This is a genomic window from Mycobacterium sp. (assembly GCF_035570115.1).
Lineage (GTDB): Bacteria > Actinomycetota > Actinomycetes > Mycobacteriales > Mycobacteriaceae > Mycobacterium.
The window spans coordinates 97,769-124,469 of sequence record NZ_DATMLH010000087.1 but is presented as its reverse complement, the minus strand read 5'-3'; the positions used below and the strand labels follow the sequence as shown (position 1 = coordinate 124,469).

Below are 26,701 nucleotides of genomic sequence, written 5' to 3'. Positions count from 1 at the left end.
TCACATCAACCCTGGTACCGCTCGGATTGGACGAATGCCAGTCTCCGAAGTCCTGGGGCTCCCCATGGCCGAACCGGACTGGCCCGCCGAGGCCATGGCGTGCTGCAGCAACTCCAGCACCACCGTTTACCTCACCGACGGCCAGCGCAGAATGGCCCAGTGGGACCTGATCCCCGGCTCTTGGGAACGCACCGTCTACTTTGAAGCCGCGCGAGCACTCACCGAACAACGTTTCGGCCAGCTCGCCAGAAAGCGGTGGAACGAACGCCAGAAAGCCCGTCTGACGGGGAACTAGAACTGCTCACAAATGTGATGAGTCGGGTCAGGGGTTACACATGAGTCGCGTCACTGGTTACAGGTTGCCCCGGCCATCGGCCGGGGTTTTCCTTTGCGCACGCCGGTTTCTCGGGCACTGAAGTCACTGGCCATCGTCAGGAGCGCCCCGGGAATTAAGGTGCCAGTGCTGCGATCGCAGGCTGGCCGGGCACCTCCGCCGCGGGCTTTTTGGGTAGGAACGCGGCGGGGATCAGTACGGTGAGCGCGAAACTTACGGCCACGACGAACACCACCGTGTAGGCGTGCGACAAGTCGCTGGTCACGTGGTCCATGAAACCCGGTGCCAGCACCTGCGGTGGGTGGGGTGGCACGCCATGTTTGGTGATTTCTTCCTTTAGCGCGGCGGCTTTGCCTGCCGCTTGGATGAATTGGCTGTGGTTGAACTGGCTGGTCAGAATCACCGACATCAACGCGGTACCGATGGACCCTGCGACCTGCAGGTTGACGTTGATCAACGCCGACCCGCACGCCACCTGATGGGGCGCCAGTCCGCGCACCGCGGAGCCGAACAGCGGCATCATCGTGCTGCCCGAACCCATGCCCATCAGTGCCAGGCCGGTCAGCAGTAGCGGCCTGTACGCGCAGTGGTGGCTGACGCCGTAGGCGAACGTGCCCATGCCGAGGGCGGTCACCGTGGTTCCCGCCAGCACCACCCAACCGGGTCCGCGCTTGTCCATGATCCGGCCGGCGATCGGCATCGTCAGCATCGCGCCAAGGCCTCGGGGGATCAGATGCGCACCCGACTGAAGCGGCGTCTGGCCGAGCAATTGCTGGAAGTAACTGGGGACCAGCAACACGGCGCCGAAGAACGCGATCGCGTGCAACGAGATCGTCGTGTTGGCCAGTGCGACGATCCGGTTTTTGAACAGTCGCAGGTCGAGCAGCGGGTGATCGGTGCCAAACAGCGCGTGGAGTACGAATCCGATGATCAGCAGCAGGCCGACTGAAGCGGGAATCCACGCCGCACGGTGGGTGAGGGTGCCGTGCGCGGGTAGCGACGACGCGCCGTAAAGAAACAGGGCCAGGCCAGGGGAGAGCAGCAGCATGCCGATGAAGTCGAATCTCTCGGCGGGGTGCGATTCGTCCTTCGTAAAGACGATCGCGGCCAGCGTGAACGCCAGGGCGCCGATCGGAATGTTGATCAAGAAGATCCACGGCCAGCCGAAGGACTGGATCAGCCAGCCGCTGAGCATCGGCCCTCCCATTGGGCCCAGCAGCATGGGGATGCCGAGCACCGCCATCAACCGGCCCAGCCGTTTTGGGCCGGCCGCGCGGGTCAGGATGATGAAGTTCAGCGGCATCAGCATGCCGCCTCCGAACCCCTGCACCACCCGGAAGGCGATCAGCAGCGTGATGTTGGGTGCCATCGCGCACAGGAGCGACCCTAGGGTGAAGGCCAGGACCGATCCCATGAAGAGCCGCCTGGTGCCGAACCGGTCGGCCGCCCAGCCGGTCACCGGGATCACCGTTGCCATTGCCAGCGTGGTTCCTGTCATGGTCCACGCCACGACGGCCTGGGTGGTGTGGAATCCGGTGATGAAGGTGCGCTGCGCGACGCTGACCACCGTGGTGTCCAGGGTTGCCATCACCGCGGCCAGCACGCCGACGCCGGCGACCTTGAGCAGACCAGCGCTGAGGTCCTCGGGATATGCGTTTGGCGTGGGATGCACGGTGCGATTTACCACTTAGACAGCCTAGCTAGCCGGCCCAGCTAATTGCCTTCGGAGTAGCCGTCTGCCAGCTGTAGATATGCTGTACACCAACAAGACTGACACCGGAGACACGCCGATGGTGCACCTGATGCAGCACGTCGCGGGCGAGATTTGCCCGCACATACGTTGAGGGTTTCTCGTCTCAGGATGGACCCACGGGTTTGCCCAGTTATTCATCAATATCGACGATCCTCCAAAACGGGGGCAGAAGCCGGTAAGCGTGAATCCGCCTGAAAAGGAAGGGGTTTGGCTCTTCGAGCGAGGAGGTGGGCACGGCGCTTGCCGCGTGCACGACCGTGCATATTGTCGTCGGGTCTCGCATGCGGTTCTTCCTTAGTCGCAACCCCCAAGACCTCAGGGCGTCCGAACTGGTGCAGTCCTATTGCTTTGATTGCCATTTCGCCGTTCATGGATGTGATGGCTCCCAGCCCAATGACTGACACCCGACCCCTTTAATGATTGCCGCCGGCGGCCTGTCTTTGAGACTGCCGTGGCGGCGACCTCGGCTACGACGGGAAATCTACGTAGCCGATACGTAAGTCGTGACCGCGCGGCAGTCATCGGGTGATCTTCTTCGGCTGGGGCCTGGCGCTGGCGTTCGCGGCCCGTTGCAGTAGACCGCCGATTATGCTGCGGCACAACTTAATGCGGATTAGTTAAGTCACAAACCGAGCGCCGTGCCACCCTGATCAACTTCCTGAACAACTACACAGCATCCTGATACGCACGACGCCCCTGACACCCTCGGTTGACCACAGTCAGCGCGCTCTTAAGGTCACGTGAGCTCAAAATAATCCAACAGTCACGAACTCGAATGAGTTGTGGTCTCGGTGTTCGACGAAGACAAACGCGGGTATCGGCGGCCAGCGCTATGGATCGATGGCGGCCCGTCAGTGGACTTGGTGAGCGGCGAACCAGTCGAGCAGGAGATCGGCGAGCTTGTCGGGTTGTTCCTCGGGTATCCAGTGCGAAACGTCGGGCAGGATCTCGAACCGGTATTCTCCGCTGACGTACCGAGCGGTGTGATGGGCTGCTTTGGGAAGCAACGCGATGTCACCGTCGCTCCACACGTACAGCGTTGGCACAGAGATCTTTTGGTTGTTGGTACGCGGGTCGGACAATGGGATCGCGCGGTACCAGTTGATGCCCGCCCGCATGGCGCCAGGCTCACTCATCGCCTGTACATCGCGCTCGATAGCGGCAGGAGTCTGCCCGCTCCGCCGCAGGAATTCGGAGGCGAAAGCACCATTGCGGCGCGTCAACAGCCATTCCGGTATTCGCGGCAACTGGAAGACGTACATGTACCAGGACGCCAGACCCTGACGACTGGTCGCAAGCGATTTCATGAACGCGCCGGGATGCGGCACGGATATCGGCGACACGGTTGCCAGCCGGTCGGGCATTTCGGCCGCGGCGGCCCACGCGACCGCAGCGCCCCAGTCGTGCCCGACCAGGTGCACTTGCCGCGCACCGCTGGCGTCGATCAGCGCGCGCACGTCGGCGACGAGTTCCGACGTGCGGTAGTCGCGGCGGCGGAGTGGCCGGGCGCCCGGTGAATACCCCCGCTGGTTGGGCGCCAGGCACCGATAGCCCTCGGCGGCGAGCCGGTCGATGACCGCGTTCCAGCTGTCGTTGCGTTGCGGGAAGCCGTGCAGCAAAACCACGACAGGTCCGTCGTGCGGTCCGGCATCACGGACATCGAAGACCAGGTCATCACGGCGGTAATGCTCCATAGATCAAGGATCTCGCACTACGGAAGCTTGTGGCGTGGCGGGTTTGACACCAGCGCTCGCGGTGGGACGTCTACGCCACGTCAATGGCGGTGGAATTCGCGTCGAGTGCGCGCGCAGCCATGGCTGCTACGGTTAACGTGTGACCAAAGTGGCGAGAAGCTACCGTCGTAGTTGACACACTCTGGCGTCGCGGTCGGCCACGCGCGGGGTCGTGGGTTGGCTTAAGGAGTCGGCGATGAGTGACGCCGCGCAGGGTTCGCGGGTGGGGTCACAGGTTGGGCACTATTACCTCAAGCGCTTGCTCGGCCGCGGTGGCATGGGTGAGGTCTATGAGGCCGAGGACACCATAAAAGAGCGCGTCATAGCGCTGAAGTTGTTGTCACCGCTTTTGTCCCAGGATCCGGTGTTTCGCGAACGCCTGCAACGAGAGGCGCGCACCGCCGGCCGTCTCCTGGATCCGCACGTGGTGCCTGTGCACGACTATGGCGAAATCGACGGACTGCTGTACCTGGACATGCGCCTGATCGACGGCAAGGACTTGTCCACCCTGTTGAAAGAGTCTGGTGCATTGACCCCGCCGCGGGCGGTGGCCATCGTGCGCCAAGCCGCTGCGGCGTTGGATGCGGCCCACGCCGCTGGGGTGATACATCGTGACATCAAGCCGGAAAACATCCTCGTCACTCGCGATGATTTCGCCTACCTCGTCGATTTCGGTATCGCCAGCGCCACCACCGATGAGAGGTTGACTCAGGCGGGCAGCGCCGTGGGGACATGGAAATATGCCGCGCCGGAGCGATTCATTGACGCCGAGGTGACCCACCTCGTGGATGTCTATGCGTTGGCGTGTGTGCTGCACGAGTGCTTGACCGGTGCGCCGCCTTATCGGGCCGACAGCGCCGGCATGCTGATCACCGCGCACCTGATGGAAAACATCCCGCACCCCAGCCGATTGCGGCCCGGGATCCCGGCCGCTTTCGATGAAGTGATCGCGCGCGGCATGGCGAAAGACCCGAAGGACCGCTACGCCAGCGCCGGTGAGCTGGCGCATGCCGCCAACGAGGCGTTGAGTGCGCCGGATCAGGATCGTGCCGAGGACATCGTCGAACGCAGTGAGGAGGCCGCGCTGCCGGTGCCGGCCGTCGAATCGCCGCCCGTCCCCAGTGCTCCCATGTCGGCACCCGGATCCATATCGCCTCAGCCGGCCGGACCCCGCCATCAACGAAGCAGTTCGGAGACAGCGCCCCCTCCGGCACATTCACCGCCAGGCGCAGGATTGGCCCCCGCCAGCATCACCCACACCCGCGCGGATGCACCGCCAGTTGCCCCATCGTTCACACCGGGCGGCGCCTGGCCAGGGCAATTCGGGCCGCCGCCGCGTATATCCCCCTATCGGCGGCCGCCACCCCACAGACAAAGATCCCGAGTTGTCCTAGCTGCCGCCGCCCTGGTAGCAGCGGTCGTTCTCGTCGGTTTCGTCATTTGGTTGGTGCCGTCCGGTTCCACGCCGGCGAAGTCCGGTGCAATGAAATCAAAGTCCTCCGATGCGGAACCCACCGCGTCGGCGCCTGCCACATCGGTGTTCACGCCCCCTCCGGCCGAGTCCCAAGCACGGCTATTTACCCTGCTACCCGCCGGCTACCCCCCCGGCATCTGCAACCCGATCACTGCACCGCCTGGTGCGCTGGCCAAAGTGTCGTGCGGCCAGAATGCCGACCCCGGCGGACCGCCTTCCGCGACGTACACGCTATTCCCGGACGTGGCCACGCTGCGCCTGGCGTTGAATAAAATCGTCCAGACGTCAACGGTCGTCAACTGTCCCGGGCGGATCCAGTCACCGGGCCCCTGGCGCCACACCGCCACACCAGACCAGATCAGCGGCACGCTGCTGTGCGGAATCCAGCAGGGATTTCCAACAGTGGTGTGGACGAATGACGCCGAACTGCTGGTCGGTAGTGTGCAGGCCGAGCCAGCAGGGCCCAACCTCGACCAGCTGTACGGGTGGTGGGCGTCGCACTCGTGAGGCCCGCTGAGCTGCTCGGGGCACGTGGGAGCCGCGCGGAAACGGCGTACTACTTCACTAGACAGTGTGGAAGGTTCAATACACGGTGTGGAAGGCTGTAGTGGTAATTGGCACCCGCGACTTAATCGGCGCGCGGATTGACTAGTTTTAATGGGACGCATCGCATGCAAGCAGACAACTTGGACGATCGCCCAAACGAATATAGGAGGAAATCAAGTTGAAGATCACCGACGCGGTAATAGCGTCAACGGCAACTCTCGCCTCGGCAGCGGCATTCTGCATCAGTGGCGCAGTCACCGCCTCCGCCGACGAAGCCGCTGACACCAGTAACCAGAGTTTGGGTTCTTCGGCAAACATTGGTAGCGGCGGCAATGTTCAAGCGTGGACCATCAGCAACCTAAAGCAAAGTACGGATGCCATTCCCTATCAGGCACACGGCACTCTGTGGGAAGCCACCGCTACCGACGAAGCCGTCCAAGGCGGGGTCACCCCGATAGTGTCGAACCTCAACGCTACGAGCCCGAGCGGACAGACGTATCGAGCCCTGTATCAGGTCGCTACGCCCGAAGGTGTCAACCCAGCCTCCCTCGGCCAAGGGCAAAAGACCACCGGCAAGGTCTATTTCGACGTCACCGGCGACAACCCCACCGGTGTCGCCTACCGCGACGCCGGAGGCCACGACCTGGCTACCTGGGTGCAGTCGACGACGCCACGCGGGACGGGCGGCCAATCCGGGCACGCCGGTGCCGGCGGCCAAACCGCGCCCGCTACCGGTAACAAGCCAGCGGCACCCGCCGGCAACTCGACGACGCTTCCGGCGGGCAGCCAAGGAACGCCGATCCCCGCTGGTAGTCAGGGCACACCTGCTACGGCCGGCGGCCCGGCGTCGCCGGCCGCTGCCCCGGGCACTCCCCCGGCAGCCGGGCCAACGGAACCCGCCCCGGCTGGGGCACCGGGCGCGCCGGCCGCCGCCCCGGGTGCACCTGCGCCGGCTGGCGCTCCGGGTGCACCTGCTTCGGCCGCGGCTCCGGGTGCACCTGCGCCGGCCGCGGCTCCGGGTGCCCCCGCGCCGGCTGGTAGCCAAGGAGCGCCCGCTCCGGCGGCGGGTAGTCCGGCGGCACCCGCTCCGGCTGGCAGTCCAGCAGCGCCCGCGACGGCGCCGGGGAGTCCACAAACGCCGGCTGGCAGCCAAGGGACGCCCGCTTCGGGTGGTGCTCCAGAGGCACCCGCGCCGGCAGGGACCCCAGCAGGTTCGGCTCCCGCAGCCGGCCAGCCAGCCAGTAACGGCACGTCAGCTCCCGCGGGCAATCAATGAACAAGTCAAGGTTCTTCGTGACGTAGACCGACCTTGGTCGGACCTCTGCGAGCGCGGCGGTCGGCCTAAGAGTTGCATTGAACTACGACTGGTCAGAAACACTGACCAGTCGTAGTTCGTCTGCAGATAGATTCGGAGCGGCGATCAGGACGCCCTGTTCAGGCTTGCCGCCTTTGGATCAAGGCCTCGACTCCGGTATCTCCTGGTAAGCCACTGCTCCACCCAGCGCAGCGCCCGACCCCTCGTATTGCGGGCGCTAAGGCTTAAGCGGAAATCAGGGCGACTTTGCGGTCTCGGACTAGGTAGCCGTTGCGCTCGGCGAGCGAACGGAGCTGACGCAGCGCGAAGGTGCGGGCTCGGCCCGATTCGGGAATCACAACTCCGGCCCACAGTCCTTCCACGCCAGGCAGCTCGCAGGCTTCTCTGGCACATAGCCATCGGCGTGGGCACGCCCGGCAAATCGTCTTCGCCGCCTCGTCGGCAGCTCCTGTCCAGCGCTCCGGCTCGCGGGTGCAGGCACCGAGCGGCAGCTCGCGGAGAGTGCTTGCGGTCATGTCTCTGTTCCTTCGGTAAGTGCCGCAATGGTGCGGTCCGTTGAAGCGAAGCGTAGAGTACAAACCGTAGCGATGCAACACTAAGCGCAACACTCCATGTGGAAGATGCTCCACTTCACTACCCCGACAAGCGGGCGATCTGCGACACTTAGCCACCTCAGCCGTAGCATCGACCCGGTTTGGCGTACACCCAACCGCGCTACGGATTCCATACTTGCTCAAAGGAAACGTAGCGAGGGACGTAGCGTCTTGCGCCGTCCAACCGTTAAGATCTCACCGGCGGCCTAAGCCACCGTTCCCAGGATCTCGGAGATGACCAGTTGACGTTTGAAGTCGTTGGCCCTTCAGAATCCGACGCCCGGCAACCATCAAGTGAGTCGGAAAACCTCGACGTCACCGGCACTTGGCACTTCGATGACGACCTGGATCCTGGAGTTGTTCGGGCCGGCGCCGCGGCCGCGGCGCGCCGTCGCGAACTCGACATCAGTCAGCGCAGCCTGGCGGCAGACGGAATCATCAACGCGGGCGCATTGATCGCTTTCGAGAAGGGGCGCAGCTGGCCGCGGGAACGAACCCGCGCCAAGCTCGAGGAGATATTGCGATGGCCTCCGGGCGCGATCGCTCGCATCCGCGAGGGCGGGACGGTCCCCGGCGACGAGGTCACCGAAATCCTGTCCGCAGATGACCAGGTGCCGCTCATCGCGCAAGCGGTCATCGCCGCCGCCGACAGCTGCAGCCGTGCGGTCTCCGGGCTCCCATCAGTCGAGGACCCCGAGTTCACCCGCGCGGCAGCACCAATCCTGGCGGACTTACGCCGCGTTGAGGCTGTCGCTATTCGAGCCACTCAGATCGGCCGGGTCGGCCTACCGTTGATCAAAGCGCTGAGCACGGTGCGCCACCACTACGACGAGCTGATGATGTTGGGCGCGAAGGCGCCGCGCGCGACGCTGGGTCAGCGGTTGTACGCGGCTCGCCGGCGGGCAAACCTCTCGATATCAGAGACCGCCCAGGCGGCAGGGGTGGCCGAAGACGCGATCGTTCGCGCGGAAGCCGAAGACGCGCTACCCGCCGCTACTACCGATGCGATTGAGGCGCTGATTGTGCAGATTAGTTGGGGTTGAATTTCCGAGACGGACCGTCTTGTAGGGACTAAGCGAATCTGTGGCCAGGTCTTTACCAACGCTGATAACCAACAAAATTCGTGCGTTGTGGGGGTTCGGCAGACTGATACGCTCGGATCGACGAAAGAGTGAGAGGGATGTCGGTGGTGGAATGGCTTCTTTCTGCATGTGACGAGTGCGGGGAATAACAGCGCGGGCAACGGCGGGCGCAGAGCCACATTTCGTCAGCCGCTCGGATTTCGTTTAAATCTTCCGGTTTGACAACGCGGGGGAAGAACGTGCCGCGACCCGGGCTCGCCGACTCGATTGCGGGTCCGGGACCGTGGGGTTCGGGATCGCCACCGTCCACTGCCTGCGCCCAGTCAGAACACAGTAGTTTTAGGACGCAGCTAGCGAAGAGAGGAGCTGCCCATGGGTGGCGAGCCGGGTGGCAGTGACGCGGCCCGATCCGTCGCCGACGAGAATGCGGGCAGCAGCCTTAACGGACAGATGCAGCCGAGGTAGACGATGTCCAGTTCCTATACAGTCGACCCCGCAGCCGACGTCGACAATGTGGTCGCGGTCGAACTGACCATCGACGGCATGTTGGTGGTCGCCGACCGGCTCGGCCTGGCGGACTTTCCCACCGCACTCGCAATCCGACCCAACATCCCCCAGCTGGAGCTCCGGGAGCTGGTCTGGGACCAAGTCCGGCGCGATCTGACCGATCAGGGTGTGCTGGATGTTTACGGCGCACCGCATCCGTCGGTCGCGGCCATGGTCGACACCCTCAGCAGAGCCGACCGGACCCTGGAGGCCCGGTGGTGGCGGCGCGACGTCAACGGCGGCACGATGGTGCGTTTCGTGGTATGTCGCAAGGGCGATCGGCATGTGGTCGCCGCCCGCGATGGCGAAATGCTGGTGTTGCAGTTGGTGGCTCCGCAGGTCGGCCTGGCCGGCATGGTGACCACGGTCCTCGGGCCCGCTACTGCCACCGACGTCGAACCGCTCACCGGAGTCGCCAGCAAGCTGGCCGAGTGCAAAACCGCAGCCCAAATCGCGCAGTACGGCGTCGCTCCCGCTTCGGCCCGCATCTACGCCGATATCATCGCCAACCCCACTAGTTGGGTGGAGATCACCGCCACCGAACGCCACCCCGGCGGCACCTCCACCACAACCGACTTAGCAGCCGGTGTTGCCGACTCACGTCAGGGCAGGGTGGTGTCGATTCCTCGCCGAGTCAACGGCGAGCTGTACGGAAGTTTCCTTCCGGGGACGGCGGAGAATCTTCAGCGCGCTCTCGACGGCTTGGTGGAGTTTCTGCCGTCGGGTAGCTGGTTCGAGCACACCGAGATCGATTACTCCTAGTGGAGAAATCAGGAAGGACGCCATGGTGGATCGCACTCCGCCATACGAGCCCCAGGACGACGACGATCACGACGATCTCGCCGCCCTGGATTTCTCCGTCGCTGACGACGGCGCAGAGGGCTCCGTCCTCGATGCTTTTGACGATTACGTCCGAGCTGCGGAGACTGAGGACACGACCGACGATCTGCTCCCGTTGGGTGCCGCGCCGGGGGAGAGCGAAGAGCTTGCACCCGCACTCTTCAGGGTGACCAACCCGCCGGGAACAGTATCGGTATCGGCGCACATGGACGGACGCGTCCAGCAGATTGAGCTAACCACGAAGGCAACAAACATGACCGAATCTCAGCTCGCTGACGAAATTCTCGTGATTGCTGACCTGGCCCGCCAGAAGGCGCGGTCTGCCCAGTACGCAAGCATGCTTGAGGGCATGCGCGATCTTGGGCACGACAACGCGTCGACGCGCGACTTCCTGGGACGCGACCTCGATCTACCGTCGCCGGAAGAGGCGACCGCCGCAGCGGCTGAGGTGTTCGCCACACGGTATGCAGGTGAAGATGACTGAGCACTTAGGCAATCTCTTCGGAAGCGCGGTCAGCATGCTGGCCATGTCGCCGGCGCGATCGATGGAACTGTTCACCGAGATCACAAACTACGAGGAGTCCGCCTGCGATGCGTGGATCGGCCGGATCAGGTGCGGTGACACCGACCGAGTGACGCTGTTCCGTGCCTGGTATTCGCGAAGGAACTTCGGGCAGTTGGCGGGATTGGCCGACATGTCGATGATCAGCCTGGACGCCAGGATCCCAATCGGTGGGCTCTACGGCGACATCACGTACCCAATCAACTCGCCTTTGGCGATCACCCTCGGCTTCGCCGTAAGTGAAGCGTCGGAGGGCAACTACGCAGACGCCATGGAGGCTCTCGAAGACGCTCCCGCGCGTGGCGCCGAGCACTTGGTGTCGTGGGTCAAGGCGGTGGTCTACGGCGCGGCCGAACGCTGGACCGACGTGATCGACGAAGTCAAGCAAGCTCCCGAATGGAAGGACAGCTTCCTGGCGGCTGCGGCCGGCGTCGCCCACGGAGTGGCTTCGGCCAACCTGGGCTTGTTCACCGAAGCCGAGCGTCGGCTCACTGAAGCCAACGGAACGCCGGCGGGTCAAGCGTGTGGGCGTGCCATCGCATGGTATCTGGCGATGTCGCGGCGCAGCCAAGGAAACGAAGAGGCGGCGTTGCCGCTGCTGGAATGGTTGCAGGCAAACTATCCGGAGCCTAAAGTCGCTGCGGCCCTTAAGAATCCAGCTTACCGGCTGGTGCCCACCAGCACCGAAAAAATTGCGGCGCGCACCGACCCCTGGGATCCGTCCAGCGTCGTCGCCGATACGTCGGGACAGGAGAAGCTGCTCGCCGAAGCCCAAGCTGAGCTCGACCGCCAAATCGGGCTCACACGTGTCAAGGAGCAGATCGAGCGGTATCGTGCCGCCACCCAGATGGCGAAGGTTCGGGCCGCCAAGGGAATGAAGGTCGCGCAGGCGAGCAAGCACATGATCTTCGCCGGCCCCCCTGGTACCGGCAAAACGACGATTGCGCGAGTGGTGGCCAATATTCTCGCGGGGTTGGGCGTTATCGCCGAACCGAAACTTGTGGAGGCGTCCCGCAAGGATTTCGTCGCCGAATACGAAGGCCAATCGGCGGTCAAGACCGCCAAGACGATCGATCGCGCGGTCGGCGGTGTGCTGTTCATCGACGAGGCCTACACGCTGGTTCAGGAACGGGACGGGCGTGCCGACCCGTTCGGTACCGAGGCGCTGGACACCCTGCTGGCGCGCATGGAAAACGACCGCGACCGCCTCGTGGTGATCATCGCGGGCTATAGCTCGGACATCGACCGCCTGCTGGAAGCCAACGAGGGACTGCGGTCGCGCTTTTCGACCAGGATCGAATTCGACTCTTACTCGCCCGAGGAAATACTGGACATCGCGAAAGTTATTGCTTCGGCGAATGACTCGACGCTAAGCATCGATGCCGCGGAGCATCTGTTGGAAGCCGCCAAACTGCTGAGCCAGCGCTCGATCGGAGACAAGCCGGCACTCGACGTCGCCGGCAACGGTCGTTACTCACGCCAACTCGTCGAATCCGCTGAGCAGTACCGTGACATGCGCTTGGCGTCCTCGATGAACATCGATGACCTCGACGTAGACCGGCTGCGCGGAATCAACGACCACGATATGGCGGAGGCGATCGCCGCCGTCCACGGACGACTCAACATCGGCGTGTGACACATGGCGGGATTGCGGCTTACTACCAAGGTTCAGGTCAGCGGCTGGAGGTTCTTGCTGCGTCGGGTCGAGCACGCCATCGTGCGACGCGACACCCGTATGTTCGACGATCCGCTGGCGTTCTACAGCCGGGCGGTCGGGGTCGGCATCGTCATCGCGGTGTTGGTCGGCCTCGGTGCCGGCCTGCTGGCGTATTTCAAACCGCTTGGCCGACGTAGCGGTGACAACCTGCTCGTCGACCGCACCACCAACCAGCTCTACGTGGTGATGTCGGGCACCGGCGAACTGCATCCGGTCTACAACCTGACATCCGCGCGGCTGATACTGGGGACCTCGGGCAACCCCTCGGCAGTCAAGTCGCAAGAGCTCAATCAGATGCCCAAGGGTCAGCGCATTGGCATCCCCGGCGCGCCCTACGCCACCCCCGTTTCGGCAGACGTCACGTCCAGTTGGGCGTTGTGCGACACCGTCGCCAACCCGAGCAGTGTTGCTCCCACAGTGGATACGTCGGTGATAGCAATGCCATTGGCCACCGACGCATCGGTGGGTCCGATGCAGCCGAATCAAGCCTTGCTGGCGTCCTACCAAGGCAAAGAATGGGTGGTCACAAAAAGCGGGCGCCACGTCATTGACCTAGTGGACCGTGCCGTCGCCTCGTCGGTGGGGATCCCCGTCACCGCGAAACCGACGCCGATTTCCGAAGGCATGTACAACGCGGTGCCCGATGTCGGGCCCTGGCAGTTACCGCCGGTCCCGGCAGCCGGGGCTCCGAACTCGGCCGGACTGTCGCCGAATCTTGTGATCGGAGCGGTGTTTCAGACTCAGACCGAGAGCGGGCCGCAGGACTATGTGGTGTTGCCGGACGGTGTCGCCCGCGTGAACGCGACCACGGCGGCGGCGCTGCGCGCCACCAATTCGTACGGATTGATCTCACCGCCGTTGATCGAGTCAAGCCTGGTCGCCAAAATTCCCGAACGCGTGTACGCCTCGCCGTTGCCGGATCAACCGGTGACGATTCTGGCCCGCCAGGACGCGCCCGCGCTGTGCTGGTCGTGGGTGCGCGAACCCGGCGATCAGGCTCCGAAGACCGCGGTGCTGAGCGGCCGGCACCTACCGATCCCGCCCGCCGCGATGAACACCGGCATCAAGCAGATCGAGGGCGCCGCAACGGTTTACATCGATGGCGGAAAGTATGTTCAGCTGCAATCACCGGATCCCAAGCATGGCGAGGCCTTGTACTACGTCGATCCGCAGGGTGTGCGTTACGGGATACCGGACCAACAGACCGCCAAAACTCTCGGGCTGACGTCACCGCAGAACGCCCCGTGGGCGGTCGTACGGTTGTTGGTGGACGGCCCGGTGCTGACCAAACAGGCGGCATTGCTGGCGCACGACACGCTGCCCCCGGATCCCAAACCGCGGAAACTCGACACTGGACAGGGCTGATGACAACCAAGAAGTTCACCCCAACTGTCAAACGCGGACCGCGGTTGACGCCGGGCGAAATCAGCGTCACGCCACCAGAAGATCTCGGCGTCGAGATCCCCGCATCTGGTGTGCAGAAGGTCCTGCCATACGTGATGGCCGGCGGAATGCTCGGGATGATCGCGATCATGGTCTTCACCGGAGTCCGGCAGCTGTCGCCGTACATGCTGATGATGCCGCTGATGATGATCATGGCCACAGTGGGTTTCATGGCCGGCGGTGGACCCGGCGGCAAGAAGGTCCCTGAAATCAACGCCGACCGTAGGGAATATCTGCGGTATCTGGCCGGCTTGCGAACCCGGGTAACCTCATCTGCCAGCGCGCAGGTGACATTCTTCGGGTACCACGCCCCACATCCGGATGATTTGCTGTCTCTCATTGGCACGCACCGACAGTGGTCCCGGCCGGCTAACGCCGATTTTTTTGCGGCCACCCGGATCGGACTGGGCTCGGAACCTGCCGTGGACCGGCTTTTACGGCCGGCCCTCGGTGGCGAACTGGCGGGCCCGGACGCCGCGCCCCAGCCACACCTGGAGCCGGTGAGCCACATGTGGGTGTTGAAATTCCTGCGCACCCACGGCCTCATCCATGACTGCCCAAAACTGGTTCAGCTGCGGTCATTTCCGACCATTGCGGTTGGTGGAGACGCGGACGGCGCGGCTGGTTTGCTGCGGGCGATGATTTGCCACCTGGCCGTATTCCATCCACCGGACCTGCTGCAGATCCGGGTGCTCGCCGACAATCCAGAGGACCCGGACTGGTCCTGGATCAAATGGCTGCCCCACGTTCAGCACCAGACCGACACCGACGCCGCCGGGTCGACCCGGATGATCTTCACGCGTGCAGACGGTCTCAGCGATCTGACCGCACGTGGCCCGCACACACCGGATGCCGGCCCCGGCGGACCCTATGTCGTGGTGGTCGACGTGACTGGCGGTAGCGCGGGCTTCCCCGTCGATGGCCGGGCCGGGGTCACGCTCATCACGCTGGGGAATCATCGCGGCTCGGCCTACCGGATCAGGGTCGACAAGGACGGGACCGCCGATGACCGCCTGCCCAACCAGAATTTCCGTCAGGTGACGTCGGCCACCGACTGGATATCGCCGGAACAGGCTGCCCGCATCGCCCGAAAGCTTGCCGGCTGGTCCATTACCGGCACCATCATCGACAAAACCACCCGCGTGCAGAAGAAGGTGTCGACGGAATGGCATCAGCTGGTCGGCGCGCAATCGGTCGAAGAAGTGCTGCCGAACCGCTGGCGGATGTTCACCGACCTCGACCAGGACCGGCTGCGAATCCCGTTCGGGCATGAACTCAAGACCGGTGACGTCATGTACCTCGATATCAAGGAAGGCGCCGAGTTCGGCGCCGGACCGCACGGCATGCTTATCGGCACCACCGGGTCGGGTAAGTCCGAGTTCCTGCGGACTCTCATCCTGTCGCTTGCGGCTACCCATCATCCCGACCAGATCAACCTCTTGCTCACCGACTTCAAGGGCGGGTCGACGTTCCTGGGCATGGAGCGGCTACCGCACACCGCCGCAGTCGTCACCAACATGGAAGAGGAGGCCGAGCTCGTCAGTCGAATGGGTGAGGTGTTGACCGGCGAACTCGACCGCCGGCAGTCGATCCTCCGGCAGGCCGGCATCCAGGTGGGCGCCGCCGGCGCACTGTCCGGTGTGGCCGAGTATGAGAAGCACCGGGAGCGCGGTGCCGAACTCCCGCCGCTACCAACGCTTTTCGTCGTCGTCGACGAGTTCGCCGAGCTTCTTCAGAACCACCCGGACTTCATCGGATTGTTCGACCGAATCTGCCGTGTGGGCCGGTCGTTGCGGGTGCACCTGTTGCTCGCCACCCAGTCGCTCAACACCGGTGGCGTGCGTATCGACAAGCTCGAGCCCAACCTGACCTATCGAATCGCTTTGCGCACCACCAGTTCGGCAGAGTCCAAGGCGGTGATCGGAACACCGGAAGCCCAATACATCACCAACAAGGAAAGCGGGGTCGGGTTTCTGCGAGTCGGAATGGAAGACCCGGTCAAGTTCAAGAGCTGCTTCACCGGTGTCAACTACGTGCCCGCGCTGCACACCGAGAACGGCGACGGTAGCGGCGAGCCCGTGCACCACCGTCGACGGGATGTCCATATCCATCAGTTCACGGCCGCCCCGATCTTCGATACGGCGATGATCTGATGACGCGCGCCGGCGACGATAGAGAAATGGGCGATGAGGTGGGGGCCCGCCCCCTCGCCGCTGTGCGGGTGGGGGGACCCCCACCCGCTTGCGGGGGAGTGCGGCGCTCATGACTGCCGAACCAGAACCGCGGGTGCTCCGCGAGGTCGTGCTGGACCAACTGGGCACCGGCGAGGCAATCGCCTACCGAATGTGGTTGCCGCCATTGGCGGATCCCACACCCGTCAACGAGCTCGTCGAGCGCGGCGCCGGAAAGCCGTTGCAATTCGGCTTGGGAATCATGGACGAGCCTCGCCGCCATCGCCAAGAGGTGTGGGGTGTCGATGTCTCCGCGGCGGGTGGCAATATCGCCGTCGCCGGAGCCCCGCAAACCGGGAAGTCCACTTTTCTGCAAACACTGGTTATGTCGGCCGCGGCCACGCACACGCCGCGGGATGTGCAGTTCTACTGCATCGACCTCGGTGGCGGTGGACTGATCTACCTTGAGGACCTGCCGCACGTCGGCGGCGTCGCGACCCGATCCGAGCCCGACCGGGTCAACCGCATGGTCGCCGAAATGAAAGCCGTACTGCGACAACGGGAACTCATCTTCAAGCAGTATCGGGTGGGCTCGATGGCAGCGTATCGGCAGATGCGGGAGGATCCGAACAATCCGGCCGCGACCGATCCGTTCGGCGACGTGTTTCTCGTGATCGACGGGTGGCCGGCGTTCGTAGCGGAATTCCCCGACCTGGAGCCGGTGGTGCAGGATATCGCCGGCCAGGGATTGGCGTTCGGCGTCCACACCGCCATCTCCTCTCCGCGCTGGACCGAGTTGAAGTCGCGCGTTCGCGACTATCTGGGCACCAAGGTGGAGTTTCGACTCGGCGACATCAACGAAACTCAGATCGACCGGATGACCCGCGAGATACCGGCCAACCGCCCAGGCCGGGCGATCTCGCTGGAGAAGCATCACCTGATGATCGGCGTGCCCAGGCTCGACGGTGTGCACAGCGCCGACAACCTCGTTGATGCCATAACGGCGGGAGTGCAGCAGATCGCGGCGGGCCACACCGAGCAAGCACCCGAGGTCCGGGTGCTGCCCGAACGGATTTATCTGCATCAGCTAGATCCGAACCCGCCGGGCCCCGATGCCGACTACCGCACCCGGTGGATGGTTCCGATAGGCGTGCGCGAGTCGGACCTCACGGTGGCCTACAACAACATGCAGTTGACCCCGCATCTGCTGATCTTCGGCGCGGCGAAGTCGGGCAAGACTCGCATCGCTCACGCCGTCGCGCAGGCCATCTGCGCCCGCAACAGTCCCGCCCAGGTGCGTTTCATGCTGGCGGACTACCGGTCCGGTCTGCTCGACGCCGTGCCGGATTCCCATCTCCTCGATGCCGGGGCGATCAACCGGAACAGCGCGACGCTGGAGGAATCCATCAGCGCGCTGGCGACGAACCTGCGCAAACGACTTCCACCAACCGACCTGACGACCGCGCAGCTGCGGGCGCGGTCGTGGTGGAGCGGCCCGGATATCGTGCTTTTAGTCGATGACTGGCACATGATCCAGGCCGCCGGCGGGGCAATTCCACCGATGACTCCGTTGGCCCCGCTTTTACCGGCCGCCGCCGATATTGGTTTGCACATCATTGCGACGTGCCAAATGAGCCACGCGCACCGGGCGACCATGGACAAGTTCGTGGGCGCAGCATTTGGGGCGGGCTCGCCGACCCTGTTCCTGTCCGGTGACAAGCAGGAGTACCCCTCTACCGAGATCAAGGTCAAGAGAAGGCCCCCTGGCCAGGCGTTTCTTGTCTCACCAGAGGGTAAAGAGGTCATCCAGGCGGCCTATGTCGACCCTCCAGAAGAAGTGTCTCCACCACCCTCCGTGGGCAGTTAGGATCTATCTAAGGGCTTCAACAAGGGGAGGCGTGCACTGCGCGGGCGGGCTGCAAATCCCAACCGGAAATGGCCGCAGGTTTAACTGACGAGCCACGTGTATGTCGGTCACTAGTAAAGGAGAATACGAAATGCAACCTATGTCATTCGAGCCCGCTGCTGAGGGAATCGGCGCGCAGGTGATCGCGAACGGGACTCAGGGGTTGGCGATGGGCACCACGGCCTCAGCGGCAGTGACGGGGCTGGCGCCGGCCGGAGTCGACGAGGTGTCGATGGGGGCGGCACTCTCCTTCGCCAGCGAGGGTGTCGAGACGCTGGCGCAGAACAGCTTCGCGCAAGAAGAGCTGGCCCGCGCAGGTGCCGCCTACGTGGAAATTGCGGGCATGTACACCGCGGTCGACGGCGCCACCGCCGCCGAGCTGGCATAGCGCCGCAGCCGAAAAGCCAGACAGGTCCGGAGTAGCGAGTTACGCCATGCCGCCGTTTGTAACGCCCGCGATTGAGTACGGCGCGATGCCGCCGGAGCTCAACACCGCCCGGCTGCAGCTCGGGGCGGGCGAAGCTCCCATGATGCAGGCGGCCGCGGGGTGGGAAGCGTGGGCGATAGCGCTGGAGGCTCAGGCCGCCGAGCTCTCGTCGGCGCTGGCGTCGCTCAGCGCAGCGTGGACCGGAACGGGAAGCGAAACCGGGGTGGCGGCCTGCATGCCGATGGTGATGTGGCTGCATACGTTGTCGGCACAGGCGCAGAAGCGTGCCGCTCAGGCAACGGCGCAGGCGACGTCGTATGTGACTGCGGCGACCGCCACCCCGCAGATCCCGGAGATCGTGCAGAACCACGTCACCCACGGGGTTTTGGAGGCCACCAACTTCCTGGGCGTCAACACCGTGCCGATCGGGTTCAACGAGGCCGACTACGTCCGGATGTGGAACCTGGCGGCGGACACGATGTACGCGTACCTGGCGGAGACCACCACCAACACGCTGTTCGAGCCGATCATGCCGATGACGCCGATCGTTATCCCGGGCGTCGGCGAGGCGGTGCTCGGCGGGTCATTGGGCCAGGCGGCGTCCGGGGCAGCCGGGGCCGTGATGCGCGACGGCGTCTTCACCTTTGTTACCGGTTCATCCACCATCGAATCGGTCGGCTTGAACAGCGGCAAGGGTGTCAACTTGGTCAACATGGCGACCACCGACGCGGAAGGCGCGTCGAGTTACGCGAACCAGGGGACTTCGCAGCAGAACCAGGCACAGCAGGCGCCGCAGCAGGCGATGAACCAGGTGATGCAGATCGGTCAACAGGTCGGCTCGCAGGTCATGCAGATCCCGTCGTCGCTGGGGCAGATGCTGGGAAGCAACCCGATGCAGCAGTTGACTCAGCCGCTCCAGCAGGTGACGTCGATGTTCGGTCAGATGGGCGGCAGCATGGGGGGGTCCGGCCACCAAGGCGTGCAGATGGGTTTCCTCGGCGCCGCTCCGCTGTCGAACCATCCGATGCTGGGCGGTTCAGGAGCAAGCTCGGGTGCGGGCCTGATGCGAGCGGCCTCGCTGCCCGGTATGGGCGGATCGTCGCCCCGAACACCGCTGATGGCCAAGCTGATCGACAAGGTGGACGAGCCGGTCGTACCCGCCGCCGTCGAGCCCGTAGGTGCGGCCGCCGGCGACTCATCGACCGCAGGCTCGGCCCCGGTTGGCGCCGGCAGCGGTGGCATGGGCCCGATGGGCATGGGCGGCCACGCGCCGAAATCGGGTGGCACCAAGACGGCGCTGAAAGCACCCGCACCCCTCGTCCAGGACCTGGGCGAAGACGAAGGAGACGACTGGTAGTCGTCCCACAAAGACTTCCCGGTCACTATGGCCGGAAAGACTCGCCATTCCGTGGTGAGGACACAGGAAGAGAGAAAGTAGTCCAGCATGGCACAGATGAACACAGATGCCGCTGTCCTCGCCAAGGAGGCCAGCAACTTCGAGCGGATCTCCGGAGAGCTCAAGGGCGTCATCGCGCACGTAGAGTCGGTGGCGGGTTCGCTCGCCGGGCAGTGGCACGGCCAGGCCGGTGTGGCCGCGCAGCAATCGCTGATCCGGTTCCAAGAGGCTGCTAACCAGCAGATCCAGGAACTCAACGACATCTCCACGAACATCCACACGGCGGGTGCCCACTACACCTCGACCGACGAGGAGCAGCACGGAGCCCTGTCGTCAGCGATGAACATCTGACCAGTACCAACCAAACGAACGGAGCAACAATATGAGTGAACAGCTGTGGAACTTCGCCGGTATCGAGGGCGGATCCAGTGACATCCAGGGTGCCGTCCAGACCACTCACGGCCTGCTCGACGAGGGCAAGAGTTCCCTCACGTCGCTGGCCGCGGTGTGGGGCGGTTCCGGTTCGGAGGCGTACCAGGCCGTGCAGCAGCGGTGGGACAACACCTCCAATGAGCTCAACTCCGCGCTGCAAAACCTGGCGCAGACGATCAGCGAGGCTGGTCAGACGATGGGACAGACAGAGGCCGGCGTCACAGGTATGTTCGCCTAGAACGGCAGGACGCGAGGGGGCGGGTCCGGCCCGGGCCTAGCCCCCCGCCTGCGTCCTGTCACTTCGATTGATGTTTGAGAGGTACTCATGTCGGCCGACTATGACCGGCTCTTCAATGCTCCCGAGGATCCTCCGGAGGATGCGACGGCGCAGGTCGATCTAGAGGCGATCCGGCGGTATCAAGCGCCGATGCCGACGAAACCATCGCCGCCCACGGATGCGCCTATCCCGCCGATGCCGATCGGAGGACCGGGAGGACCACCGGCACCACAACCTCCGCCGGCATGGCAGACGCAGGCGGCGGCCCAAAAGCCCGCGGCGCAGGGCGACATACCACTGCCACGACCGAACGGAACCAGCACAGGCCCGATGCACCGGGCCGCGGCCGCCGGTGCGCAATACGAGCAGCCGCGGATGCCGCCGCCTCCGCCACCCCAGGCGCAGCCCGCGCCCGCGCCCAGCCAACATTTCGGCGAGCCTCAGCAGGACTACAGGTGGCGGGTTGCGGCGCCACCGCCTGGCCAGCCCGCCCAGACGTCGGCTGCCACGATCGGCAATCACCGCGCCATCGACGCGTTGTCGCACGTTGGTGTCAGGTCGCCGGTCAAGATGCCGTCGCAGCAGGGTTGGCGGCACTGGCTTTATCTGCTGACGCGGGTAAACCTGGGCCTGTCCCCGGATGAACTTTATGAATTGGACTTGCAGATGCGGGTCCGGCGAAATGCCCGCGACTCGTACCAGATCGGCGTCTTGGGTCTGAAGGGCGGCGTCGGCAAGACCGCGGTGACCGTGTCGTTGGGTTCGGCGCTGGCCAGAGTGCGCGGTGACCGGATCCTGGCCATCGATGCCGACCCCGGCGCGGGGAACCTCGCGGATCGCGCGGGGCGTCAGTCGGCGGCCACCATCGCGGACCTGCTCGCCGACAAGTCGTTGACGCGTTACAACGACATCCGCGCGCACACCAGCATGAATGCCGCAAACCTGGAAGTGCTGTCCTCCGAGGAGTACAGCGTCGCCCGTCGCGCATTCAACGACGAGGACTGGAAGAGCGCCACCGAGATCGTCTCGCGGTACTACAACCTGGTGGTGGCCGACTGCGGAGCCGGCCTCTTCGATGCGTCATCCCAAGCGGTGTTGTCGACGGTGTCGGGGATCGTGATCGTGGCGAGCGCATCGATCGACGGTGCGCGGCAGGCGGCTGTCGCGATGGACTGGTTGCGCCAAAACGGCTACCAGGACCTGCTTTCCCGGGCGTGCGTCGTGATCAACCATGTCGCGCCCAACAGGCCGAATTTGGATGTCATGGATCTGGTACAGCAGTTCGAGCGGCACCTGCAACCGGGCCGGGTGATCGTGCTGCCCTGGGACAAGCACATCGCCTCCGGGACCGAGATCCAGCTGGATCTACTGCAGTCCACCTACCAGCGCAGGATTTTAGAGTTGGCCGCGGCGCTGTCCGACGACTTCGACCGGCTCGAGCGCCGTTGAGTGCCCCCGCCGCCGCTGCGGTCACCCCGGGGACCACACCCAGCAGGCCGGCGACCACCCGGGTAACGATCCTCACCGGGAAGCGGATGACGGATCTCGTGCTGCCGTCGGCGACACCCATCGAGACCTACATCGACGACACGGTCTCGGTGCTGACCGATCTGCTCGAAGACACCCCGGCAGATGTGTTGGCCGGCTTCGACTTTGGCGCCAGCGGCGCTTGGGCCTTCGCCCGCCCCGGCGCGCCGCCGTTGAAACTCGACCAATCGCTCGATGACGCCGGAGTTGTCGACGGGTCGTTGCTGACGCTGGTATCGGTCAGTCGCACCGAACGGTACCGGCCGCTGGTCGAGGACGTCATCGACGCCATTGCGGTGCTTCAGGAATCGCCGGAGTTCGATCGGGATGCGCTGAATCGCTTTGTCGTCGTTGCCATTCCGGCCGTGACCCTGGCCTTGACAGTCTTGTCAGTGCTGGCTTGGGCCGCTACCGGACACCCGCTGTGGTGGGCCCCGGTTCTCGGTGCTCTGGGTATCGCTGTGCTGGTGGGTAGTACGGTCGCCCGAAACCGATACCAGAACCTGGATATGTCGGAAAGCCTTCTGGTCGCGGCGTTTCCAGTGATCGCCGGCGCTGTGGCGTTGGCGATCCCGCTGCCGCGCGGTGTCGGTTCGCTGGGTGCGCCGCAGTTGGCCGGCGGTGCGTTGGCTGTGCTGCTTTTGACGCTGGCGACGCGCGGCGGTCCACGTCGGCGTGCCGAGCTGGCGTCGTTTTTGGCTGTCACCGCGACGGCAGCGACGGGTGCGGCCATCGCGTACGGCTACGACTGGCAGTACTGGGTTCCGGCCGGCGCCATCGTTTTTGGTTTGTTCGTCGTGACCAACGCGGCCAAGCTCACGGTTGCCGTCGCGCGGATCGCGTTGCCGCCGATTCCCGCGCCGGGGGAGAGCGTGGGCAACGAGGAACTGCTCGACGCGGTAGAAGCCCCCGAGGCCGCGGAGGAAGAGTCGGCGACTTGGCAGGCCATCATGGCATCGGTGCCGGAGTCCGCCGCGCGGCTAACCGAGCGCAGCAACCTGGCCAGGCAGCTGTTGATCGGCTTTGTTGGGGCCGGCACCCTGGTGCTGGCCGCCGGCGCCATCGGGGTCGTCGTGCGCGGGCATTTCTTCATCCACAGTCTGCTGGTGGCCGCCCTGGTCACAGCGGTCTGCGGGTTCCGATCACGGCTTTACGCCGAGCGGTGGTGCGCCTGGGCGTTGCTCGCCGCTGGGATTGCCATTCCTACCGGTGTGGCGGCAAAGGTGAGCCACTGGTATCCGCACAGCGCGTGGCTGGTGTTGAGTATCTACCTCGCGGCCGGTCTGGTTGCCGTTGTGATGATCGGGGCGACGGTAGGAGTTCGTCGGGTCTCGCCGGTGACCAAGCGCATTCTGGAACTGGCTGACGGTGCCGCGATTGCCGCCGTTATTCCATTGCTGCTGTGGATCGCCAGCGTCTACGACTTGATTCGGAATATTCGGCTCTAAGCCGCGGGGGACTGGGGCGACGAAATTGATGCAAGCCACATATCAACGGCCAGTTATGATTTGCTCAATCGAGAAAGTACGGCGCGGGAGGTTCAGCGATGGCGAATGAGACGCTGAAGGTAGATCACGAAAAACTGGCGCAGGCCGGCGGCAGGTTGGGCGACCACGCCGACAGCATTCCGGAACCTCCCGCCGGTTTCACCGTGTCGGGAAGTGATGCGCTGTCGGCCGCGATCGCCGCACAGGTTCCTGCGATCGAAGAGCCGATAGTCGGGCCATGACCTCTCTGAGCGAAATCAAAGCAAAGGCGAAAGGGTTCGCCGCCAACGTCGGTCAAGCGGCCGCTCGCTACGGCGAGACGGATCAAACACTGGGGAGTCGGCTCAACCAGCAGCAGTTCGACCCCAGCGGCGGCCAGGGGCAGGCCGGCGGCGCTCCGGGTGGAGGTTCGGCCAGCGGGGCCGCTGGCGCGGGGTCAGCCGGCGGAGACGGCATGGGCGGGATGGATCAAATGAGCCAAATGCTCAGCATGCCAATGCAAATGGCGGGCCAAGCCGTCCAGATGCCGATGCAGATGGCGGGAATGCTGGGATCACTTCCGCAGGGACTCATGCAGGGAATGCAAAGCATAGAAGGTATGGCGGGTCAGTTCGGCCACGGCGGTCAGTCCGACGATGCGAGCGCCAACGTCGACGGCCCATCGGCCGACCACCCGCAATCGGACCAGCCGGCCGATAACCAGGGCAAGCCGGAGGACAAGAAGCAGGATGACGCCGCGGAGCCGCGCCACCAAGGTGCTGCGCCGCACCGCGAGCGGCTCGAGGCCATTCCGGATTCTCCAGCAGATGGTGCCACCGGTGGACATCCTGCCAATCCGCCCGCACCTGCTGTTACTCCACCGGCGCCTGCGCGTCCGGTGAGGCCGCCGACGGAGATTCTCTAAGCACAGGCGCGTTGACCGAGGGGTAAGGCCCTCAGCCTATCTGGGGCCCCAGGATCATCCTCAGGTACGGACGGGCTCCCTCGTTGGGGTCAACATCATCGCCGAGATCGACTGCGGCATCAACTGATTCGACGGTGTCTGCGGGATTTACCACCGGCGGTAGCTGTCGGTACTTCGCACGCGGGTCTGGCGATTCACCCTCGGTCATGGCTATCACTATCGCGAAGTGTCGTCAACTTGGCAACCACCATGAATCACTTTCCGGGTAGCACCTTTCGGGCGTCGGGGCAGGCCTGCAGCAGCGCTCCGCTGGCCTGATTGGTCGTCAACGCGGCATTGCGCATGTTGGCCTCCAAGTCAGGTGGAGGCTCAACCTGAAGAGGGCGGTTGACGGATTCGCGTTGGATCTGGGCGGTCATCGCAACACCGTCGGCCCACTTGTTGAACTGGTCCTTGAAGGCTGGCGCAGAAACGGAATTCGCTGCGGCACGCAATTTCGCACTCATCGCCGACTCCTGGTCAGCCACGGCGAGCAGGTCGCTGCGCTCACCGGGACCGGCCTCTAGAGCCGTCTTGACCTGCTGCGTCATGGTAACCCATTCTCCGGCAAGCTTTTCCACCACAGCGCAGTCATTGCCGGACGTTCCCGTCCCTGCGGTGTCGCGCACTACCCACACCGTCGCACCGGCGCCACACCCGATCAGAAGCACGGCCGCCAATGCCCACAGCCAACGCTTCCTCGCTGACCGGATGCCCAGTCTCATCCCGCACTCATGCCCGGGGTTTTCGGCGAAATCACGTAGGGCTGCCCGCACGGGTCGGGGATATACATTGTCAGGCGCTGGTTATGGGCCTGCGCAGCCCAAATGTCTTTAATGCTCATCGGGCGCCAGTCGTTGAGCCCGATCGGAATTTGCGGGAGCCCTCCGGTCAAGCCGACGTTGCCCTTCGGGATAGTTATGTGCTCGGCTTGGAGGTCGTAGTCAATCCACTGTGCCTGGTACCACTTTCCGTCTCTCTGCATCCACTGCACGTGGTTTTCGCTACCGTTGAAGTGTTCACCGACCAGCCGAAACTTATATTCCTCTTGCAAGGTGATCGGCGGTTCCACACCCCATCCGTTGGGTGTGGTCGGCGCGATGTCCTGGAAACCCGAGGGCGCTCCAGATATCGGCGGGTTTATGTCCTTACGCCAGGGTCGTGGTGTCGGAAATGGGCCCATCGGCGGCCCCCCACCGGGACCGCTCGGGTAGGGGTGTTGGTTGTCAACGTCCCAGCGGCCTCCGCCCGGCGCCGAGTCCGGCGGAGGTGGAGGATCCCACGGATACTGCCATCCTGCGTCTTGCGGATGGTCGCCCACCACATTGTCGACCCGATCGTCTTTGGGCTTTCCGCCGTTCGTATCGTCGCCCAGCGCTTGGTAGTCGTTGCCGATGCTCCGGATACGCGCACCGATGGCGTTGAGATCGGTGTTGGTTTGTTTGACGACGTCGGCCACGTCGCCGATTCCCTTGCGGGCGATCGGCAGGAGTTGCTGTTCGCGATCCTCGGTTTGCGGGACGGACGAGGCCGCGTCAACGACCCACTGTTTCACGTCGTCCAAGTTGCGTCGCCCGGCAGCGACAACTGCGGCCGAACGGTCGACCTCGGCGCCGAGCCGCTGATCCAGGCCTGCCATTTGGCCCAAAACCCGGCCCTGGTTGCTATTCGCTTCGGCATAGGCATCCGCGGCCGAGCCCGTCCACTTTGAGCCCGGCGCAGCCGACTGCACACTAGATTGCATCTGCCGCAACTGATTGCTGCCGTCAAACGGGGCGCCTTCTTGCGGCGTCCCTTCACCCAACGTGGACCGCGCTCGCGACCACGTCGACATAAAAGCATCAAGCGCTCCCACCCGAGACTCCCTTTCCGGCGACCGGTGTCCTTCTGAGTTTAAGGGTCCGCACACGTGGTTCCTGTCGGAAATTCCTGGAGGGGCAGCGACGCCAAAGTTCCACCGCGAGCGAGTTTGTGGCCAGGTGTTATGCCCTGACGTCGCGCGCTCCGTCGGCGCCCTCACCGACTCGAGCCATGTCGTCGAGGCAGGCTTGATCAGCAATCCCAGCGGCATTCTGTAGTTCGGTAGCATTCGGCTTGCATTAATTACGCAGACTTGGGCCGGGCTGAATTGCTGCACACAGCACTGTGATCAGTGGCTTAGGCTGGGAGAAGGTGTAGTTCGGTAGCATTTGGCCAG

23 protein-coding genes are annotated in these 26,701 nt (G+C 64.3%); 18 read left to right on the top strand and 5 right to left on the bottom strand.

Annotation, left to right across the window (positions count from 1 at the left end):
• Positions 1-34 precede the first annotated feature (34 nt).
• Positions 35-295 carry a hypothetical protein gene (locus VNW74_RS07405; protein ID WP_325675953.1) on the top strand — a complete coding sequence of 87 codons (261 nt, stop codon included), beginning with the start codon at positions 35-37 and terminating at the stop codon, positions 293-295.
• Between the two features lie 154 nt (positions 296-449).
• Here VNW74_RS07405 and VNW74_RS07400 read toward each other — a convergent pair whose 3' ends face one another.
• Together VNW74_RS07400 and VNW74_RS07395 are read right to left on the bottom strand one after the other, a co-directional pair.
• Complete coding sequence (locus VNW74_RS07400; RefSeq protein ID WP_325675952.1) at positions 450-2,021, bottom strand: DHA2 family efflux MFS transporter permease subunit; 1,572 nt, start codon at positions 2,019-2,021, stop codon at positions 450-452.
• A gap of 917 nt (positions 2,022-2,938) precedes the next feature.
• Positions 2,939-3,781, bottom strand: coding sequence for an alpha/beta fold hydrolase (locus VNW74_RS07395; protein ID WP_325675951.1), 843 nt, complete (start codon positions 3,779-3,781; stop codon positions 2,939-2,941).
• A 235-nt stretch (positions 3,782-4,016) separates the two neighbouring features.
• Here VNW74_RS07395 and VNW74_RS07390 point away from each other — a divergent pair, with 235 nt between their 5' ends.
• Together VNW74_RS07390 and VNW74_RS31850 are read left to right on the top strand one after the other, a co-directional pair.
• Complete coding sequence (locus VNW74_RS07390) at positions 4,017-5,801, top strand: protein kinase domain-containing protein (RefSeq protein ID WP_325675950.1); 1,785 nt, start codon at positions 4,017-4,019, stop codon at positions 5,799-5,801.
• A 217-nt stretch (positions 5,802-6,018) separates the two neighbouring features.
• Positions 6,019-7,116 (top strand): MPT63 family protein, encoded by a 1,098-nt coding sequence (locus VNW74_RS31850; protein WP_414686619.1) that lies wholly within the window; start codon positions 6,019-6,021, stop codon positions 7,114-7,116.
• Between the two features lie 263 nt (positions 7,117-7,379).
• Here the strand turns inward: VNW74_RS31850 and VNW74_RS07375 are convergent, their stop codons facing one another.
• Positions 7,380-7,670: a WhiB family transcriptional regulator gene (locus VNW74_RS07375; protein ID WP_325675949.1), complete on the bottom strand. Its 291-nt coding sequence runs from the start codon at positions 7,668-7,670 to the stop codon at positions 7,380-7,382.
• Positions 7,671-7,990: 320 nt separating this feature from the next.
• On the opposite strand from VNW74_RS07375, the gene VNW74_RS07370 reads away from it, so the two are divergent.
• From VNW74_RS07370 to VNW74_RS07300, 15 genes are all read left to right on the top strand, one after another.
• Positions 7,991-8,791 carry a transcriptional regulator gene (locus tag VNW74_RS07370; protein WP_325675948.1) on the top strand — a complete coding sequence of 267 codons (801 nt, stop codon included), beginning with the start codon at positions 7,991-7,993 and terminating at the stop codon, positions 8,789-8,791.
• Positions 8,792-9,298: 507 nt separating this feature from the next.
• Entirely contained in the window at positions 9,299-10,138 is an 840-nt protein-coding gene (locus tag VNW74_RS07365; protein ID WP_325675947.1) for an ESX secretion-associated protein EspG, read from the top strand.
• A 22-nt stretch (positions 10,139-10,160) separates the two neighbouring features.
• Positions 10,161-10,700, top strand: a complete 540-nt coding sequence (locus VNW74_RS07360) for a YbaB/EbfC family DNA-binding protein (protein WP_325675946.1) — start codon at positions 10,161-10,163, stop codon at positions 10,698-10,700.
• Positions 10,693-12,414 carry a type VII secretion AAA-ATPase EccA gene (gene eccA / locus VNW74_RS07355; RefSeq protein ID WP_325675945.1) on the top strand — a complete coding sequence of 574 codons (1,722 nt, stop codon included), beginning with the start codon at positions 10,693-10,695 and terminating at the stop codon, positions 12,412-12,414. The genes VNW74_RS07360 and eccA overlap by 8 nt, the downstream gene beginning before the upstream one ends.
• Positions 12,415-12,417: 3 nt before the next feature.
• On the top strand, positions 12,418-13,860 hold the full coding sequence (eccB, locus tag VNW74_RS07350; protein WP_325675944.1) for a type VII secretion protein EccB: 1,443 nt from the start codon (positions 12,418-12,420) through the stop codon (positions 13,858-13,860).
• Positions 13,860-16,091, top strand: coding sequence for a type VII secretion protein EccCa (eccCa, locus tag VNW74_RS07345; protein WP_325675943.1), 2,232 nt, complete (start codon positions 13,860-13,862; stop codon positions 16,089-16,091). Before eccB ends, eccCa begins: the two co-directional genes overlap by 1 nt.
• Positions 16,092-16,200: 109 nt before the next feature.
• Positions 16,201-17,976 carry a type VII secretion protein EccCb gene (gene eccCb / locus VNW74_RS07340; protein ID WP_325675942.1) on the top strand — a complete coding sequence of 592 codons (1,776 nt, stop codon included), beginning with the start codon at positions 16,201-16,203 and terminating at the stop codon, positions 17,974-17,976.
• 130 nt (positions 17,977-18,106) lie between these two features.
• Positions 18,107-18,403, top strand: coding sequence for a PE family protein (locus VNW74_RS07335; protein ID WP_325675941.1), 297 nt, complete (start codon positions 18,107-18,109; stop codon positions 18,401-18,403).
• A 46-nt stretch (positions 18,404-18,449) separates the two neighbouring features.
• Positions 18,450-19,799 carry a PPE family protein gene (locus VNW74_RS07330; protein ID WP_325675940.1) on the top strand — a complete coding sequence of 450 codons (1,350 nt, stop codon included), beginning with the start codon at positions 18,450-18,452 and terminating at the stop codon, positions 19,797-19,799.
• Between the two features lie 87 nt (positions 19,800-19,886).
• On the top strand, positions 19,887-20,189 hold the full coding sequence (locus VNW74_RS07325) for a WXG100 family type VII secretion target (protein WP_325675939.1): 303 nt from the start codon (positions 19,887-19,889) through the stop codon (positions 20,187-20,189).
• Positions 20,190-20,220: 31 nt separating this feature from the next.
• A complete protein-coding gene (locus tag VNW74_RS07320; RefSeq protein ID WP_325675938.1) occupies positions 20,221-20,508 on the top strand; it encodes a WXG100 family type VII secretion target in 288 nt (95 codons plus the stop codon).
• An 87-nt stretch (positions 20,509-20,595) separates the two neighbouring features.
• Positions 20,596-21,996 carry a MinD/ParA family protein gene (locus VNW74_RS07315; RefSeq protein ID WP_325675937.1) on the top strand — a complete coding sequence of 467 codons (1,401 nt, stop codon included), beginning with the start codon at positions 20,596-20,598 and terminating at the stop codon, positions 21,994-21,996.
• A complete protein-coding gene (eccD, locus tag VNW74_RS07310; protein ID WP_325675936.1) occupies positions 21,993-23,522 on the top strand; it encodes a type VII secretion integral membrane protein EccD in 1,530 nt (509 codons plus the stop codon). Before VNW74_RS07315 ends, eccD begins: the two co-directional genes overlap by 4 nt.
• Before the next feature lie 98 nt (positions 23,523-23,620).
• Entirely contained in the window at positions 23,621-23,803 is a 183-nt protein-coding gene (locus tag VNW74_RS07305) for a hypothetical protein (RefSeq protein ID WP_325675935.1), read from the top strand.
• Complete coding sequence (locus tag VNW74_RS07300; RefSeq protein WP_325675934.1) at positions 23,800-24,465, top strand: hypothetical protein; 666 nt, start codon at positions 23,800-23,802, stop codon at positions 24,463-24,465. The genes VNW74_RS07305 and VNW74_RS07300 overlap by 4 nt, the downstream gene beginning before the upstream one ends.
• A gap of 254 nt (positions 24,466-24,719) precedes the next feature.
• Here VNW74_RS07300 and VNW74_RS07295 read toward each other — a convergent pair whose 3' ends face one another.
• Both VNW74_RS07295 and VNW74_RS07290 read right to left on the bottom strand, forming a co-directional pair.
• Positions 24,720-25,229: a hypothetical protein gene (locus VNW74_RS07295; protein WP_325675933.1), complete on the bottom strand. Its 510-nt coding sequence runs from the start codon at positions 25,227-25,229 to the stop codon at positions 24,720-24,722.
• Complete coding sequence (locus VNW74_RS07290) at positions 25,226-26,359, bottom strand: EspA/EspE family type VII secretion system effector (protein WP_325675932.1); 1,134 nt, start codon at positions 26,357-26,359, stop codon at positions 25,226-25,228. Before VNW74_RS07290 ends, VNW74_RS07295 begins: the two co-directional genes overlap by 4 nt.
• Between the last annotated feature and the right edge of the window lie 342 nt (positions 26,360-26,701).

What these genes read in the sequence shown, in the direction of transcription:
- VNW74_RS07405 (WP_325675953.1), top strand. Translation starts at nt 35, where the DNA reads ATGCCAGTCTCCGAAGTCCTGGGGCTCCCCATGGCCGAACCGGACTGG.
- VNW74_RS07395 (WP_325675951.1), bottom strand. Translation starts at nt 3,781, where the DNA reads ATGGAGCATTACCGCCGTGATGACCTGGTCTTCGATGTCCGTGATGCC.
- VNW74_RS07390 (WP_325675950.1), top strand. Translation starts at nt 4,017, where the DNA reads ATGAGTGACGCCGCGCAGGGTTCGCGGGTGGGGTCACAGGTTGGGCAC.
- VNW74_RS07375 (WP_325675949.1), bottom strand. Translation starts at nt 7,670, where the DNA reads ATGACCGCAAGCACTCTCCGCGAGCTGCCGCTCGGTGCCTGCACCCGC.
- VNW74_RS07365 (WP_325675947.1), top strand. Translation starts at nt 9,299, where the DNA reads ATGTCCAGTTCCTATACAGTCGACCCCGCAGCCGACGTCGACAATGTG.
- VNW74_RS07360 (WP_325675946.1), top strand. Translation starts at nt 10,161, where the DNA reads ATGGTGGATCGCACTCCGCCATACGAGCCCCAGGACGACGACGATCAC.
- eccA (WP_325675945.1), top strand. Translation starts at nt 10,693, where the DNA reads ATGACTGAGCACTTAGGCAATCTCTTCGGAAGCGCGGTCAGCATGCTG.
- eccB (WP_325675944.1), top strand. Translation starts at nt 12,418, where the DNA reads ATGGCGGGATTGCGGCTTACTACCAAGGTTCAGGTCAGCGGCTGGAGG.
- eccCa (WP_325675943.1), top strand. Translation starts at nt 13,860, where the DNA reads ATGACAACCAAGAAGTTCACCCCAACTGTCAAACGCGGACCGCGGTTG.
- eccCb (WP_325675942.1), top strand. Translation starts at nt 16,201, where the DNA reads ATGACTGCCGAACCAGAACCGCGGGTGCTCCGCGAGGTCGTGCTGGAC.
- VNW74_RS07335 (WP_325675941.1), top strand. Translation starts at nt 18,107, where the DNA reads ATGCAACCTATGTCATTCGAGCCCGCTGCTGAGGGAATCGGCGCGCAG.
- VNW74_RS07330 (WP_325675940.1), top strand. Translation starts at nt 18,450, where the DNA reads ATGCCGCCGTTTGTAACGCCCGCGATTGAGTACGGCGCGATGCCGCCG.
- VNW74_RS07325 (WP_325675939.1), top strand. Translation starts at nt 19,887, where the DNA reads ATGGCACAGATGAACACAGATGCCGCTGTCCTCGCCAAGGAGGCCAGC.
- VNW74_RS07320 (WP_325675938.1), top strand. Translation starts at nt 20,221, where the DNA reads ATGAGTGAACAGCTGTGGAACTTCGCCGGTATCGAGGGCGGATCCAGT.
- VNW74_RS07315 (WP_325675937.1), top strand. Translation starts at nt 20,596, where the DNA reads ATGTCGGCCGACTATGACCGGCTCTTCAATGCTCCCGAGGATCCTCCG.
- VNW74_RS07305 (WP_325675935.1), top strand. Translation starts at nt 23,621, where the DNA reads ATGGCGAATGAGACGCTGAAGGTAGATCACGAAAAACTGGCGCAGGCC.
- VNW74_RS07300 (WP_325675934.1), top strand. Translation starts at nt 23,800, where the DNA reads ATGACCTCTCTGAGCGAAATCAAAGCAAAGGCGAAAGGGTTCGCCGCC.
- VNW74_RS07295 (WP_325675933.1), bottom strand. Translation starts at nt 25,229, where the DNA reads ATGAGACTGGGCATCCGGTCAGCGAGGAAGCGTTGGCTGTGGGCATTG.